Origin of the sequence: Aestuariibacter sp. A3R04 (assembly GCF_018860805.1) — a bacterium.
GTDB lineage: Bacteria > Pseudomonadota > Gammaproteobacteria > Enterobacterales > Alteromonadaceae > Alteromonas.
On record NZ_JAHKQR010000003.1, the window covers coordinates 483,791 to 500,027 of the forward strand.

Annotated in this window: 15 protein-coding genes; 6 read left to right on the forward strand and 9 right to left on the reverse strand. The window is 48.2% G+C overall.

Annotated features, from left to right (window positions below):
* Positions 1-16 precede the first annotated feature (16 nt).
* The 3 genes from KO518_RS06880 (at position 17) to mutT (ending at position 4,159) form a co-directional block, all read left to right on the forward strand.
* Positions 17-901, forward strand: a complete 885-nt coding sequence (locus tag KO518_RS06880) for a M23 family metallopeptidase (RefSeq protein WP_216025087.1) — start codon at positions 17-19, stop codon at positions 899-901.
* Between the two features lie 151 nt (positions 902-1,052).
* Positions 1,053-3,767, forward strand: coding sequence for a preprotein translocase subunit SecA (gene secA, locus KO518_RS06885; RefSeq protein ID WP_216025088.1), 2,715 nt, complete (start codon positions 1,053-1,055; stop codon positions 3,765-3,767).
* Positions 3,767-4,159, forward strand: coding sequence for an 8-oxo-dGTP diphosphatase MutT (gene mutT / locus KO518_RS06890; RefSeq protein WP_216025089.1), 393 nt, complete (start codon positions 3,767-3,769; stop codon positions 4,157-4,159). Before secA ends, mutT begins: the two co-directional genes overlap by 1 nt.
* A 120-nt stretch (positions 4,160-4,279) precedes the next feature.
* On the opposite strand, the gene KO518_RS06895 is transcribed toward mutT, so the two are convergent.
* The 9 genes from KO518_RS06895 to KO518_RS06935 form a co-directional block, all read right to left on the reverse strand.
* The gene (locus tag KO518_RS06895) at positions 4,280-5,152 is read right to left on the reverse strand and encodes an aspartoacylase (RefSeq protein WP_216025090.1); all 873 of its coding nucleotides are present in this window, start codon (positions 5,150-5,152) and stop codon (positions 4,280-4,282) included.
* 66 nt (positions 5,153-5,218) lie between these two features.
* Positions 5,219-5,449, reverse strand: coding sequence for a DNA gyrase inhibitor YacG (gene yacG / locus KO518_RS06900; protein WP_216025091.1), 231 nt, complete (start codon positions 5,447-5,449; stop codon positions 5,219-5,221).
* A 36-nt stretch (positions 5,450-5,485) separates the two neighbouring features.
* On the reverse strand, positions 5,486-6,238 hold the full coding sequence (gene zapD, locus KO518_RS06905) for a cell division protein ZapD (protein WP_216025092.1): 753 nt from the start codon (positions 6,236-6,238) through the stop codon (positions 5,486-5,488).
* Between the two features lie 103 nt (positions 6,239-6,341).
* Positions 6,342-6,956, reverse strand: coding sequence for a dephospho-CoA kinase (coaE, locus tag KO518_RS06910; protein ID WP_216025093.1), 615 nt, complete (start codon positions 6,954-6,956; stop codon positions 6,342-6,344).
* Positions 6,956-7,831, reverse strand: coding sequence for an A24 family peptidase (locus tag KO518_RS06915; protein WP_216025094.1), 876 nt, complete (start codon positions 7,829-7,831; stop codon positions 6,956-6,958). Before KO518_RS06915 ends, coaE begins: the two co-directional genes overlap by 1 nt.
* A 97-nt stretch (positions 7,832-7,928) precedes the next feature.
* Entirely contained in the window at positions 7,929-9,137 is a 1,209-nt protein-coding gene (locus tag KO518_RS06920) for a type II secretion system F family protein (protein WP_216025095.1), read from the reverse strand.
* Between the two features lie 79 nt (positions 9,138-9,216).
* Positions 9,217-9,666, reverse strand: coding sequence for a prepilin-type N-terminal cleavage/methylation domain-containing protein (locus KO518_RS06925; RefSeq protein ID WP_216025096.1), 450 nt, complete (start codon positions 9,664-9,666; stop codon positions 9,217-9,219).
* A gap of 243 nt (positions 9,667-9,909) precedes the next feature.
* Entirely contained in the window at positions 9,910-10,770 is an 861-nt protein-coding gene (gene nadC, locus KO518_RS06930; protein ID WP_216025097.1) for a carboxylating nicotinate-nucleotide diphosphorylase, read from the reverse strand.
* A 16-nt stretch (positions 10,771-10,786) separates the two neighbouring features.
* Entirely contained in the window at positions 10,787-11,293 is a 507-nt protein-coding gene (locus KO518_RS06935) for a TIGR02281 family clan AA aspartic protease (RefSeq protein WP_252736005.1), read from the reverse strand.
* A 153-nt stretch (positions 11,294-11,446) separates the two neighbouring features.
* Here KO518_RS06935 and ampE point away from each other — a divergent pair, with 153 nt between their 5' ends.
* The 3 genes from ampE to aceE all read left to right on the forward strand — a co-directional run bounded on the left by ampE (position 11,447) and on the right by aceE (position 16,222).
* Positions 11,447-12,313 carry a regulatory signaling modulator protein AmpE gene (ampE, locus tag KO518_RS06940; RefSeq protein WP_216025098.1) on the forward strand — a complete coding sequence of 289 codons (867 nt, stop codon included), beginning with the start codon at positions 11,447-11,449 and terminating at the stop codon, positions 12,311-12,313.
* A gap of 319 nt (positions 12,314-12,632) precedes the next feature.
* Positions 12,633-13,391 (forward strand): GntR family transcriptional regulator, encoded by a 759-nt coding sequence (locus KO518_RS06945; protein ID WP_216025099.1) that lies wholly within the window; start codon positions 12,633-12,635, stop codon positions 13,389-13,391.
* Between the two features lie 164 nt (positions 13,392-13,555).
* Positions 13,556-16,222 carry a pyruvate dehydrogenase (acetyl-transferring), homodimeric type gene (gene aceE / locus KO518_RS06950; RefSeq protein ID WP_216025100.1) on the forward strand — a complete coding sequence of 889 codons (2,667 nt, stop codon included), beginning with the start codon at positions 13,556-13,558 and terminating at the stop codon, positions 16,220-16,222.
* Positions 16,223-16,237 lie beyond the last annotated feature (15 nt).

Consider the following 16,237-nt stretch of genomic DNA (forward strand, 5'->3'; position numbering starts at 1 on the left):
AAACAGAGTTCTACGAATGAAACTGACGATATCCTTCATAGGAAAACATAAACGTTACCGCAAAAGCATCAGTGTTCGCACACTGGTGAGTTTCACTGTGCTTTCGTCTTTGTTTATTTTGGTATCCAGTCGTGGAACAGACTCAGTCTCAGAAGATATCGCCCGCATCAGACTCGCTCAGGCAGTGAACAGTACTGAAAATTCTGAAGTGGAGAAGCTGGCGGTTAAGACGAGACAACAACTTACTATGCTGGCTGAGCGATTGGCGGAAATGGACGCCACCTTGTCTCAGTTGGACGAACAAGGCAAATTAATTGCCAACGAATTTGGCATGAAGCCCGACGACCTCGATGTCTTCATGCCCGACTCTACGCCGTTAAGCGTGGACGATGAACCCCTCATGAAACAAATTAACCGGCTGGCAAATTCTGTTGAAGCAAAAAAACAACAGCTCGACATGCTTGAAAGTCTGGTAAGAGGGCATCATATCCATGAACAGAGTCAATTATCTGGCCGACCTGTAGCGTCGGGGTGGTTGTCTTCTTATTACGGCATGCGCAAAGATCCATTTACCGGCAAACCGACCATGCACAAAGGGTTAGATTTTGCGGGTAAAACGGGCGATGACGTTATTTCTACAGCGGCTGGTATTGTTACCTGGTCGGGTGAGCGTCATGGTTATGGTTTACTGGTAGAAATTGACCACGGAGATGGCTATGTGACCCGCTATGGGCATAATAAGTCACTGTCTGTGTCCATTGGCGATGTCGTGACCAAAGGTCAGGCGATTGCAGTTATGGGCAGTACAGGTCGGTCTACCGGTGCGCATGTACACTACGAAGTAATAAGAAACGGGCAACCCATCGATCCTCTGCCTTTCGTTGCAAAGCGGCGAGAGTAAAAAGGCAGCAGCCAGATACGTTTACACGAAGTAAGCGGCACAAATAATAGGGTGATGATGAAACACATGATGTGTTCGTTGTCATTTATCTTAAATCGACGAGTCAAACCGGGGCGCCGGCACTCGCTAAAGCAGTGGAACCATCAACCAAATGTTTGCAAGCATCTTAAGAAAAATCTTCGGTAGCCGAAACGACCGGTTATTAAAAAAATTAAAAAAACGTGTCGATGCCATTAATGCGCTTGAGCCGGAATTAGAAGCGCTCTCTGATGAGCAACTAAAAGGCAAGACCGCAGAGTTGAAAGCCCGTCTGGAGAACGGCGAAACAACCGACGATATTCTTGTTGATGCTTTCGCGACCGTGAGAGAAGCGAGTAAGCGTGTTTACGGTATGCGTCATTTCGATGTGCAGATGCTGGGCGGTATGGTGCTGGAATCCGGTAAAATTGCCGAAATGCGCACCGGTGAAGGTAAGACCCTTACTGCCACTTTACCCACTTATCTTAACGCACTAACGGGTAAAGGCGTGCACGTGGTCACAGTCAACGATTACCTGGCCCGGCGTGACGCAGACTGGTCACGGGAGTTATTTGAGTTTCTCGGCATGACAGTTGGTTGTAACATTCCGGGTTTATCGCCGGAAATGAAGCGAGCCGCGTATCAGGCCGATGTCACCTATGGTACCAACAACGAATTTGGTTTTGATTACCTGCGTGACAATATGGCGTTTAGCCCTAAAGACAGAGTTCAGCGCCCGCTGCATTACGCAGTCGTGGATGAGGTAGACTCCATTCTGATTGACGAAGCGCGGACGCCGCTGATTATTTCTGGTGCAGCTGAAGACAGCTCGCAACTATACCGCGCCATTAATACCATTATTCCTGAACTGGTTCAGCAGGAAAAAGAAGATGAAGAAGGGCAGGAAGGCGACGGGGATTACACCGTTGACGAAAAAGCCAAGCAAATTCACCTTACTGAACGCGGCCAGATCCACGTGGAAGAAATTCTGCAAAAGAACGGTATTTTGCCTGAGGGCGAGTCTTTGTTTGCAGCGGGAAATATTTCTTTACTGCACCATATTAATGCTGCGCTTCGGGCCCATAAGCTGTTCCAAAAAGACGTCGACTATATCGTTAAAGATGATCAAATTGTCATTGTTGATGAACACACAGGAAGAACCATGGAAGGCCGTCGTTGGTCTGAAGGCCTGCATCAGGCGGTAGAAGCCAAAGAAGGTGTGAAAATTCAGAACGAGAATCAAACACTGGCGTCAATTACCTTCCAGAATTATTTCCGCATTTACGAAAAGCTCGCGGGTATGACGGGTACAGCAGACACCGAAGCATTCGAGTTTCAGCATATTTACGGCCTGGAAACCGTGGTTATTCCTACTAACCGCCCCATGATCCGCAAAGATATGGCGGATTTAATTTACCTTACTGCACAGGAAAAGTACGACGCCATCGTGGCTGATATCCGCGCAGCAGTGAAAAAAGGGCAACCGGTATTAGTCGGTACCGTATCCATCGAGAACTCTGAATTGCTTTCGCGGGTACTTAAAAAAGAGAAAATTCCTCATAAAGTACTGAACGCGAAATTCCACGCCCAGGAAGCCGATATTATTGCTCAGGCCGGTAAACCCGGCGCGGTGACCATCGCCACGAATATGGCGGGCCGGGGAACGGATATCGTGTTGGGCGGTAACTGGAAAGCGGAGGTTGAAAAACTTGAAAACCCCACCGAAGCGCAAATCAAAAAATTAAAAGACGAATGGGACAAGCAGCATCAGGCAGTGCTGGATGCCGGCGGTCTTCACATCATTGGTACAGAGCGCCACGAATCTCGACGTATTGACAATCAGTTACGTGGTCGTTCTGGTCGTCAGGGAGATCCGGGGTCCAGCCGATTCTATTTGTCATTAGACGATGCGTTGATGCGCATCTTTGCTTCGGAAAAAATGGCCGGCATGATGAAACGCTTGGGCATGGAGCACGGTGAAGCCATTGAGCATCCTTGGGTAACCCGCGCCATAGAAAATGCGCAGCGCAAAGTAGAAGGCCGCAACTTCGATATCCGCAAACAGTTGTTGGAATACGACGATGTTGCTAATGATCAGCGTAAAGTTATTTACGAACAGCGCAATGAGTTGCTCGATGAAGGAGAAATTAGCGAAACCATCAAAGCGATCCGCGTTGACGTTGTCAACGGCGTGGTAGATGAGTATATTCCGCCCCAGTCGCTGGAAGAAATGTGGGATGTGCCGGGCCTGGAAGAGCGCTTGAAGGCCGATTTCAAAGTTGATCTACCGATTAATCAATGGCTGGAAGAAGACGACAAGCTGTACGAAGAGAAGCTGCGGGAGCGGGTACTCGAAGAAATCGAAAATGCCTATCAGGCTAAAGAAGATATTGTGGGCGCAGAGGTATTGCGTCAGTTTGAAAAAGCCATCATGCTGCAAAATCTCGATAGTCACTGGAAAGAACATTTGGCAGCCATGGATCACCTTCGCCAGGGTATCCACTTAAGAGGTTATGCGCAGAAAAATCCGAAACAAGAATACAAGCGTGAATCGTTCGAGTTGTTCTCGGCTATGCTTGAGGGGCTCAAAGTGGAGGTCATCACTATTTTGAGTCGCGTTCAGGTTCAGGCAGAATCTGACGTAGAAAAAGTGGAGGCGCAACGGCGTCAGGCTGACGAGGTGCCTAAAAACTTCCAGCATCAGGAAGCACCAGAGCAAGTGCCCGAAGCGTCAGCCGAAAAAGGCGTTCGCACTGAAATGCGTCAGGGGCCGAAAGTAGGACGCAATGACCCTTGCCCGTGTGGTTCGGGTAAAAAATACAAGCAGTGTCACGGTAAACTTTCCTAATGACGACTGTACATGTTGCAGTGGGCGTCATTCTTCGGGGCGATCAGGTATTTATCTGTAAGCGTCCTGACGACAAGCACCAAGGTGGAAAGTGGGAATTTCCCGGCGGCAAGGTTGACGCAGGTGAAACCGTTACCCAGGCACTCATCAGAGAGCTTAATGAAGAAGTCGGCATTGATGTGCTGCAGAGTTCACCGCTAACGGTAATTCGCCACGACTATGGTGACAAGCAGGTAATGCTGGATGTTCATACGGTAACCGACTTTGCGAGCGAACCCAGCGGCGTTGAAGGTCAAGAGGGTAAATGGGTGTTGGTTTCCGAGTTAAAAGACGACGATTTTCCGGTCGCCAATAGGGAAATTACGGCGTTGTTAAAACGTGCGTACTGCTAGCGCGGAATCGTTTTTATAGTCAGTATCCACCTGACATCTGCATTAAATGTAAGGCCTTGGTACACTGTGTATCGAGGCCTTTTTTACAGGGTGAGTGCGGGCGAATACCCTACAAAATCGTTAAAACGAAATGCGCTCTGCAGTAGCGAAGGCCACATCGAGTTTGTGGTAAGCCGCTTCGTTAATAAAATGGGGGTAGGTTTCGTTGTCATCTTCCCACACGAAATCCGTGCCGTCGAAGCCTCGAAAAATGGGCGCGCCAGGCAGTAACGGTGTGAAATCCTGATCTTGCAGACTGTGGTGGATCATGGCTTTGCGTTTGCCATTTTCATCGAGGGGAAACTTCACTTCATGGCCTAACCTGAATGCTTCACATGGGGGAAGGTTTGCCAGTTCCTGGCTTCGCGCATTCCACGCCACACAGAAGTCTAATATTGCTTCTGCCATAGTCAGCGTGAGTTGATACACATCTTCTCGCAGTACGCCCTGAGGCTGGGCGCCCACTTCTATCATTACGCCTTTTTTTCCCACCGTACAAAAATAGCCGTGTTCCACAAAAGATTTTTCGTCTTCCACCAGTATATTGGCTTCTGGCATTACGTGTTTAACAAAACGTGCCAGTTTTGTGTTGAAATCGTCGGCTTCCAGCACAATAAGCGTTGCGCCCATATTGCTGGTAGTGTTGTGTATATCAATGAAAAAATCAGTAGCAGAGTGGCCTTTAGGGCCGTATTTCGCGTTTAGTTTTTTGGCCAGCTGAGCTTCTCTTGCGGGGTTGTCGGCAGCCAGTTTTTCTGCGGTAAATTGTCGATTTAAGTCTTCGTCGAGAAATCGCTGGTTGGCTTCAATTGCGGCCATATTGGCCAGTGCACAGGTAACATTCAATGACTCGAATCGCTCTGGTAAACCGGTATTAAGCCAGTTTGTAATGAGCTGAATACCACTGGTTTCATTCCCATGGGTGCCACCAATAAGCGCAATTGAATTTAGCATAATGAACGTGCTTCCTTTATAAAGAGGATGAAATAAACGAAAAATACCCTGAGGTGAGGTGATGTGTCAGTGTTTGAAAAAATCACCAGCCTGCTGGCTTAGCATAGCTTCGATATCTTCGATATCGGGCATGTTTTCCGGTGTATCAGAAGCCGATTTCTCGCCGGCGATAGTGCGGTCTTCCGTCGCCCATTCACCTAAATCGATGAGTTGGCATTTCTTTGAACAAAACGGGCGATTCGGGCTGTTTTCAGACCATTCAACATCGGCCTGACAAGTCGGGCAATTAACAATCATATCCAACCTTTTGGTCTATCTATCGTGATGCTGAGTCTAGCAGGCGGCTAAGGCAAAAGTCACCGTATTTTCTACCGATGGCGATTTTCCGGTTTCTTGTTCGAACCACATAAACCGAATGGTAAAGCGGTATTTGTTACCACTAAAAGTCGGGTAGTAGCCTTGGTTTGCATCACAGGTTAGTCTGATCAAGTCGTTTTTATCATCAGCCACCCCCTGGTAAAAGCCGTTGCTGGCGTCTATTTGCACAAATGCGCTTTTTTCCCTGAGAAAAGAGAGCAATAGCGCGATACCTTCATCAAGATGGGTCAGGGAATGCAGCCAGGTTTTAATGTTTTCCTGAATGTCGGTTTGCGGTCGATTTAGCCAGTAGTGTAAGTTGGGCAAATCAAAGCTGCATATTCCACCGGGGATAGAAAATCGCTGGCGGATACTGCTTAAGAATTTATCTTCTTTTAGTGTGGAACCAAATTTTCTGTCTGCCTTTATCTTGTCTTTTAGCTTTACAATGGAGCGCAGTGTTTGTTCCAAGGCATCAGTATCGATATTGGGATATTGTGACCAGTGCACAAGGTTTCGCTCATGGATATCTAAATCCTTGATGAGATCGGTGCGTAAGTCGATGCGATCGAACAAATCCATCAAGGTGAAGAGTTGTTCGAAAAAATAGACCTGTAGCGCGGGGTTTTGAACAGACGCACCGGTTTTAAGCTGCGATAGCAAATGCTCAATTCGCAGATAATTCCGCACTTTTTCTTTTAGCGGAAATTCGTAAATGGTGGTCGCCATGGTTGCCTCTCTATGCCAATTCATAGCACTACAACGCAAATATGCAAAAATATCAAGCCCTAAGGGGGTTTCCTTGCACAATAGGCGATTCACTAGGCAAGATTCAGGACGATCGCGACGCGCCGAGTGACTGATAATACTGATGAAGCTTTTCCACTTGCGGTGCAAGGGCCGCTCGGTTGCCGTTGTTATCTATGACGTCATCGGCTTTACTCAGCCGTTCCTCACGGCTTGCCTGAGAGGCCATAATACTCTGAATAGTTTGTTCGTTGCTGCCATCCCGCGACAGGGCCCGGCTGAGTTGAAGGGATTCTTCACAATCTACCACCACTATACGATTTACCATGGTGTCGAGTTTGTTTTCAACCAGCAAAGGCACAGATAAAATAACATAGGGGCCGGAAGCGGCTTGCAACTGGGTCTTCATTTCCTGTCGAATAGCCGGGTGAAGCAGGGCATTTAGCCATTGCTTGTCGGCGTGGTTGGCAAACACTTTCTGGCGCAACAACGGGCGGTTTAAGGCGCCGTCACTTGTTAAGACCGCACTGCCAAAATGGGCCGCAATAGCACGCAACGCGGGAGTGTCTGGCATAACAACCTGCCTGGCAACGACGTCGGCATCAACTACGGTAATACCTTTGGCTGCAAACAGGTCGCTCACGGCGGTTTTGCCACTGCCAATACCGCCGGTTAGCCCAATGATTAATGGTACGGACATCAGGCAAATACCCATTGAAGATATACATCAATAATTTGTGTTTTGTACAGCAACGTAAGGTAACCTGCTACGGCCAGATAAGGCCCGAATGGAATAGCCAAAGACTGCCCTTTGCGCTGCACGAGCATAATGGTGATCCCCGCTATTGCCCCTACCACGGATGATAACAAAATAATAATGGGTAAACCCTGCCAACCAGTGAATGCGCCTAAGGCAGCGAGCAGTTTAAAATCGCCATAGCCCATGCCTTCCTTGCCGGTGAGTAATTTAAACAGCCAGTACACAGACCACAAACTTAAGTAACCGGCTGCCGCACCAATGATGGCATCGTTTGTCGACACGAACACAGTTTGTGTACTAAGGACTAAGCCCAGCCACATGAGGGGCAGGGTGAGTTGATCCGGGAGCAGCATTTTATCAAGGTCAATAAACAGCAAGGCTATGAGCACATAAACAATGAGTATGGCCCAAAGGCCTTGTGGGCCTGCACCAAAGTGCCAGGCAGTAAAGGTACACACCGCTGCAGTGAAAAGCTCTACCAACGGATAGCGGGCCGAGATTGACGCGCCACATCCGGCGCACTTTCCCCTAAGCCAGAGGTAACTCAAAACGGGAATATTTTCCCAGGCTCGAATTTTATGGCCACAGTGGGGGCAAGTACTGTCGGGTTTCACCAGGTTAAAAGGCGCCGCGCCATCAAGCGGCGTATCTTCGTGAAAGTAGCTTTGATATTCCGCCTTCCAGGAACGCTCCATCATGATAGGCAAGCGGTAAATCACCACATTGAGAAAACTGCCGACCAGCAGGCTAAAAATAAAAACAACAGTGAGGAAAACCGGCAGGCTCTGCTGCACGAGTTGGATAATGGCGTCCATATATGAGTTTATTATTTATTTGAGCTTGTAATACAACAAGACTGCCTGAAAAGCAGTCTTGTCTCAATAGTGATAACACAAAGGCGAGTATAATGATTTATACCACGTTACCCATCTGGAATATGGGTAGGTACATGGCAACAATCAGGCCACCGATGATGACGCCCAGTACGGCCATGATAATAGGTTCCAGCAGGCTGGTTAAACCGTCTACCATATCATCAACTTCGGCTTCATAAATGGTAGCGATTTTGGATAGCATTTCATCTAACGCACCTGATTCCTCACCAATGGCCACCATTTGCGTTACCATATCAGGAAACACATTGGTCGCTCGCATGGCGGTATTCATCTGTAAACCACCGGCAACTTCTTTTTTAATAAAGAGAATGGCATCGCGATAAACTGCGTTACCCGATGCGCCGGCGGCCGAATCGAGTGCACCAATTAACGGTACGCCAGCTGCGAAGGTGGTGGATAGGGTACGGGTGAAGCGCGCGACAGAGGCTTTTTTCAGAATGTCGCCAACAATGGCAACTTTTAATGTCAATGCGTCTACCTTATCCCTCAGTTTGGGCGACTTTCTATGTGCACGGACAAACAGGAACATCGCAACGGCTAAGCCTGCACCGATGAAAATACCATAATCTTGAACAAATCTGGATATGCCGAGAACAAATTGGGTAAACGCGGGGAGTTCGGCGCCGAAACTACTAAAAATCTCCTCAAACTGCGGCACAACAAATACTAATAGGACTGTGGTGACGATGAAAGCGACCACAACTACAGCAATAGGGTAGAACATGGCTTTCTTGATTTTGGATTTCAGTGCTTCTGCTTTTTCTTTATAAGTAGCAATACGGTCGTAAATGGTTTCTAACGCGCCTGATTGTTCGCCGGTTTTTACGAGATCACAGTAGAGATCGTCGAAGTAGAGTGGGTGTTTCCGCAATGCGGTTGAAAGCGGGTTACCTGCTTTTACTTCATCTGTTATTTCGCCAAGTAGTTTCCGCATACTTGGCTTGTCATGCCCCTTTGCAATCATTTCCAATGATTGAATAAGCGTTACACCTGCACTGAGCATAGTGGCAAGTTGTCGAGAAATTACGCAAATATCTTTGGCGTCAATTTTCTTCTGGCCACCAAATAATGGTTGACTCATTTTTTTGACTTTATGAGCAGAGATCCCTTGTCGTCGAAGAAGGTTTTTCGCTTCAACTAAGTTAAGCGCTGAAATTTCACCTTTCTTGTTCGCGCCTCGTTTATCTTTTCCCTGCCAAACGAATGTTTCTGCTGCTTTTGCCATAATGGTTCTCGGTATGAAAATACAGATGTTAAAAACACAAAAGCCCAGATTCAACTGGGCTTTCGGCTATTTTACACTATTAGCAAAGTGTTGCTGGGTCGCAAACTGCTGCCCATGTTACCTGACGAGAACCTGCAGCAAAGTTAGGCATTGAAGGTGTGAGAGTGTATGAGCCAGTACCTTGAATCGCTGAATCGGTAGGTTTTACTGCTGTTACAATACCACCTGCAGCCGTATCAACACCAGGAATACCTGGGCCTGCCGCGATAGTTGCAGGGATGCCATTTGTTCCTTGAACACAATTGGCAAGCACTGCTGCAGCGTCGGCACCCGAAGCTGTTTGAGCACAAACTTCAACAGACGATTTTGCGACAGATGACGCGTTTATTACTTCAGCGAAGCGCGCCTTTTCAGTATATGTTTGATAAGCCGGCAACGCTACGGCGGCCAGAATACCGATGATAGCAACAACGATCATCAGTTCGATTAGTGTGAAACCTTTTTGGTTAGATGTATTAACATTTTTCATGGTATCTCTCCGGGTGTGCGTATAATGCGCTAAATTAAATTTGATCATTCAAAGTTACGATTTATACCTGAGTCGTCCGTTTCAACGTCCCCGGTACTTGATGCTCAGTATAGGCAGAGCGAGCCAACTGACAAGTATCCAGAAGTATACATATGAATAGGTTTTAAAAGGGTAAGAGGATGGACGCGGATACCTTTTGGTGTTTAGAGCAAGATACCCACGTTATTGATTATTAAGTGGTTTCTAGCTTTTCATCGTCACGCGAAGAGAGAGATCTATCGCGTTAACATGTTTGGTTAAAGCACCTGAAGATATGAAGTCAACCCCTAATTTTGATAACGATCGCAACCTTTCTTCCGTGATATTGCCGGATACTTCAAGTTTACTTTTCCCGTTATTCATGTCGACTGCGCTTTGGATCTGATCGTTGGTAAAATTATCCAGCATAATGATGTCAGCCCCCGCCGCCAGTGCGCTGGCAAGCTCTTCCAGACTTTCTACTTCTACCTCAACGGGCTTGTCCGGGTGATGGGATCTGGCGGTGTCAACTGCCTTTTGAATCGATCCGCAAGCAAAAATATGGTTTTCTTTTATAAGAAAGGCATCGAACAGACCGTACCGATGATTTGATCCGCCACCGCATGACACTGCATATTTCTGTGCGAGGCGCAAACCGGGCAGGGTTTTGCGCGTATCGAGAATGCGCGTACCACTGCCGGCAAGTACGCTGGCGTAGTGATTTGCCACCGTTGCCGTTGCCGATAGCGTTTGCAAAAAGTTGAGCGCAGTGCGTTCCGCGGTAAGAATACCCCGCGCCGGGCCTTGCAGAGAAAGCAATACGGTATTGGCTTCTACTTTATCGCCATCATTGACATGCCAGGTGAGGGAAATGGTATCGTCGATTTGCGCAAAGGCTTCATCCACCCATTGCGTGCCACATACAATACAGCACTCCCGTGTAATGATAGTGGCGCTTGCCTGTGTTTCTCTGTTTATAAGGTTGGCGGTAATGTCTAAAGAGGGATCGGCCTGGCCGCCGAGATCTTCCGACAGCGCCATTAACACTTGCTCGCGGATCGCAAGTTGGGAAGGTTTGTTATTCATCGTTTCGTGTCTTTTCTCAAAGGGTTCGCAATATTAACCAATCTTCGCGCTGAGTAAACTCCAGTTGTTTCAAAACACTCATTCCCAGCAATATTTGTTCGCCGGTCATGCCCGGGTTTAAGTTCGCACGCACATTATTGACGACTATGTCGCCAATAGACACGCTGCGCAATTCGGTTCGCGCTACCCTGACTACACCATTGGCCGTTTGAGCCAGCCCACTGCCCGTTACCGTGAGGCCGAGTTTCCCTTGCATATGGGCGGGTATGGCCACATCGGTGGCGCCAGTATCGACAAGAAACTCCACTGCCACATTGTTAATCGTACCTGTGGTGATGTAATGGCCAGCGCGGTTTTGTTTTAAACGCACTTCTGTTTTATTGTCGATACGAACCGATTCGGGCTCGGAGTTGGGATTGTGCTGCTTGTCTAGCAAGTCGCTAAATACAAATGTCAGCAGTCCCAGGCCACAAATCCATGCCAGGATATACATCCAGTTTCCCGCTTTAGAATGACTACTCATCGCACCACTGTTATGCCGTTATTCATTTATTGATAATAGGGTTATCCTTGAGTAAGGCAATGGCAGATGTCAAACTTGTCATTGTATTAATGAAAAGGGGCTGATTATTCCCCTTTGCTGCGCTTCGCGTCGGTTACTAACACAGGAATTATCGTGATTTTAATTAGTTTATTAATCGCTTTGGCCCTCGACAGGGTATTTACCCGGCCTGAAAAATGGCGTTCAGCGTGGGTTGCCCGCATGATGCTGATAAAACTATCCGTGAAGCGGACTAAACAGTACGCGAGTTGGAAACTGTGGTCAGCCGTGGTATTGCCGGCGTTAATCCTTTTAATGTTGGAATGCTTCGTCATAGGCCACTTACTGACATTTGTTATTCAAACCGCTGTACTTTATCTGGCCTTGGGTTGTACTGTGGTACGCGATACGTATAAAAGCTGGTTGCAGGCGGCAAATCGGGAAGACAACGAAGCCTGCGATTTATTCCAGCGTCAGTTGTATCTGGCCATGCTGGGTAAAGAGGATAAGGCCTCAGAGCCAGACGATGGCACAATGATGCAGCAGTTACTTTTATTGGCAAACTACCAGTTTTACGCGGCGGTGATTATTTTCTTTATTTTTCTGGGCGCGCCAGGCGTGCTGCTTTATGTATGCGCTCGGGAAACCCACCGTTATTTTTGCCCTCACAGCAGTAAAAATACGGTTCATACCCGAAAACTCATGCATATTCTCGACTGGGCACCAGTAAGGCTCACGGCACTGGGGTATTTGGTTGTTGGCCATTTCACCCGCGCATTTCCAGTTTGGGTTGATATGTTAACAAGAACCCGCATTTCGGCTCACGAATTACTTTGGCGGGTTGGCAGACAAGCAGAATTGATAGAACCTGACGATTGTAAAACGTGTAGCAAGATGACAGCCTGTATCCACGTGTTGGCTGGCGTAAAATTAGCTAAACGCAATGTGCTGTTTTTGTTGGTAGTCACTGCCTTGTTAACCATAACCGGATGGATACTTTGACGTCAGTTTATTCACCTGCTGCGCCGCAGCATAAGGCCTGTAGGCGGGTGGCACGTTTCCTTTGGGCAGGTTTATTTCCGCGAAAATCATTCGTATTTCGCTCATCAGACCAGATCGACTTGTTAAAAATTTTCAACAAATTCAACATTTAGAAGTCATACCCGACAAAATGTAAATTAGTTTCGACGGGTGACTATTTACCTCAATTTCGATCTGGCCTAAACTAGATAGGTAAAATGGTATTACCAATATGCGGGTGGCAATCAAAGTTGTTTACAATTTGGCCGCCCCTTTTCGTAAGTGGAGAGGCATAACGCGTATGCGCCAGGGCCGCAAAAAGTTGTCAGATGTGATTACCGAGCAACTGGAATCGATGATTCTGGACGGCACGCTTTTGGCTGGTCAGCAACTGCCCCCCGAGCGGGAGCTGGCAACGCAGTTTGATGTGTCTCGTCCTTCGCTTCGGGAAGCCATAGGTAACCTTCAGGCCAGGGGGTTGGTAGAGCGTAAGCAGGGAGGTGGCACGTTTGTCAGCCACAATCTCAATGCCGCCGTGACAGACCCTCTGATGGCTCTGATTAGCCGCCGCCCTGAAACACAATTTGATTTACTGGAGTTTCGGCACGCCCTGGAAGGAATGGCAGCGTACTACGCTGCGCTTCGCGGACAGCCGGAAGACTATCAGGCATTGCAGGCAGCGCTTGATAACTTGCCACAACCAGGCCCTGGGGAAAGTAAACGCCCCCTCGCCGAGGCTGTGGGTGAGTTTTACATGGTGATGGCGCGTGCTTCCCATAATATGGTGTTGTTGCACGTTATGAGTACCATGCAAACCATGTTAGTTGAGAATATTGAACGCAACTTCGAGATGTTTACCTTGCATCAAAACGATGAGATAGACATCAATGCCGAAGTGACGCGACAACGCAAGGAAATACTGGCGGCTATTGCTTCGAGAGATCCGGAAGCCGCCCGTCAGGCGTGTAACGCCCACCTTGCGCTAATTGAGAAAACCCTCCTGGCGATTAATCAGCGCGACACACGTGTGCAGCGCGCATTAAGACGTCTGGAGATTTAAGGCCTGGCCTTAAGCAAAGAAATACTTGCCGGTTTATAAAGGTAAGAGAAGAAAAACGGTGAGCCGGTTAGGCTCATACACAGTACAACCTAGTTTAGTCTTTCCATCCACCGATAAGCGTCGGTCAGGATGGTTTTTACTATCAGCAACAATAGGATGGCACCATGACTGAAATGATGCACCAAGATGTGGATCCGCAAGAAACACAAGAATGGCTGGAGTCGTTAGAGTCAGTATTAGAAGAAGAGGGCGTTGAGCGTGCTCACTTTTTACTTGAATCACTGATTGAAAAAGCACGCAGAAATGGTGCTCACTTGCCGTATGACGCCACTACGGCCTATATCAACACGATTCCACCAGGACAAGAGCCGACCATGCCTGGTGACCAGACTATTGAAGGAAAAATCCGTAACGCACTGCGTTGGAATGCCCTGATGATGGTTTTGCGTGCGTCCAAGAAAAACCTTGAATTGGGTGGCCACATTTCCAGTTTCGCGTCGTCGGCGATGCTTTACGATGTGGGCTTTAATCACTTCTACCGGGCCCCTAACGAAAAAGACGGTGGTGACTATGTGTTTTATCAGGGGCACGTGGCACCGGGTATCTACAGCCGTGCGTTTATCGAAGGTCGTTTAACAGAAGAGCAATTGGACGGCTTCCGTCAGGAAGTAGACGGTAAAGGTATTTCTTCTTACCCACACCCTAAACTGATGCCAGACTTCTGGCAGTTTCCTACTGTTTCCATGGGCCTTGGTCCTATGCAGGCCATTTATTTAGCCCGTTTCTTAAAGTATCTCACTGACCGTGGTATCAAAGATTGCTCTGAGCAACGTGTGTGGTGTTACATGGGCGACGGTGAGTGTGATGAGCCGGAAAGCCTGGGTGCTATCGGTCTTGCTGCCCGTGAAGGCCTGGACAACCTGACGTTTGTGATTAACTGTAACCTGCAGCGCCTTGACGGCCCTGTGCGTGGTAACGGCAAAATCATTCAGGAACTGGAAGGTACGTTCCGCGGCGCTGGTTGGGAAGTTATCAAGGTTATATGGGGGCGTTACTGGGATCCTCTGCTCGCCCGCGATACCTCTGGCAAGCTTTTGGACCTCATGAATGAAACCATTGACGGCGAATACCAAAACTGTAAAGCGAAAGGCGGAGCCTACACGCGCGAGAAGTTCTTCGGTAAATACCCAGAGCTGAAAGAAATGGTGTCGAATATGTCAGATGAAGACATCTGGCGTCTGAACCGCGGTGGTCACGACCCGGTTAAAGTTTACGCGGCATATGACCGCGCAACAAAAACCAAAGGCCGTCCACAGGTAATCTTAGCGAAAACTGTTAAGGGTTACGGTATGGGCGCATCTGGTGAAGGTAAAAACATTGCCCACCAGGTTAAGAAAATGGATGCTGAGGCCGTAAAACAGTATCGCGACCGTTTCAATATTCCAGTATCTGACGAAGCGCTGGCTGATTTACCGTACTACAAGTTCGATGAAGACAGCGAAGAGATGAAATATCTGCGCGCCCGTCGTGAAGCACTTCACGGCTACATGCCGGTGCGTCGCGCCAAAGCATCAGAAGAGTTGCCTGCACCAGCGATGAAAGCCTTTGAGGCGGTGACAAAAGGCTCGGGAGATCGTGAAATCTCCACCACTATGGCATTTGTTCGCGTCCTTACTGCACTGCTTAAAGACAAGCAAATTGGTAAGCGCATCGTACCTATTATTCCTGATGAGGCCCGTACATTTGGTATGGAAGGTTTGTTCCGTCAGGTAGGTATTTATTCTTCACAAGGTCAAAAATACGAACCACAGGATTCCGATCAGGTGGCGTATTACCGCGAAGATAAAAAAGGTCAGGTTCTGCAGGAAGGCATCAACGAGCTGGGCGCGATGGCATCCTGGCTGGCAGCGGGTACCTCGTACAGTACCAACGATTTGCCAATGGTTCCGTTCTATATTTACTATTCCATGTTTGGTTTCCAACGCGTCGGAGACCTGGCGTGGGCCGCAGGCGATTCCCGTACCCGTGGATTCCTGGTAGGTGGCACAGCCGGACGCACCACGCTGAACGGTGAAGGTTTACAGCACCAGGATGGGCATTCCCATACTCAGGCTGCGCTCATCCCGAACTGTGTCAGCTACGACCCAACATACGGTTATGAAGTGGCTGTGATTGTACAGGATGGTTTGCGACGCATGCTGGAAGAACAGGAAGATGTGTTCTACTACCTCACAGTAATGAACGAAAACTACAAGCAGCCGGCAATGCCTAAGGGTGTTGAAGAAGGTATTGTCAAAGGTATCTATAAGCTTGACACCGTTGGCAAGAGCAAGCAGAAAGTGAAACTGCTGAGTTCGGGGACCATTCTTGAACAGGTTCGCGAAGCAGCCGAGAAGCTGTCTTCAGATTACGGTGTAGAAGCAGAGGTATACAGCGTAACGTCGTTTAACGAACTGGCCCGTGATGGTCAGAACTGTGACCGTTACAACATGTTGCATCCAGATGCAGAGGCGAAAGTGCCATACATCACCGAAGTGTTGAACGACGGAAACGATGGCCCGACTATCGCGGCAACAGACTACATCAAAAACTACGCTGAGCAGGTACGTGATTTTGTACCAGGTGCATACCGCGTGCTGGGTACTGATGGCTTTGGCCGTTCAGACAGCCGTGCAAACCTGCGTCGTCACTTTGAGGTTGATGCTGCATACGTAACTTACGCTGCGCTGTACGAACTGTACAAAGCGGGTGACGTTGATGCCAAGACATTGTCAAAAGCAATGACTGATCTGGGTATTGATGCCGAGAAAGTTAACCCACTTTACGCTTAAGGAAAGGGAGACTAA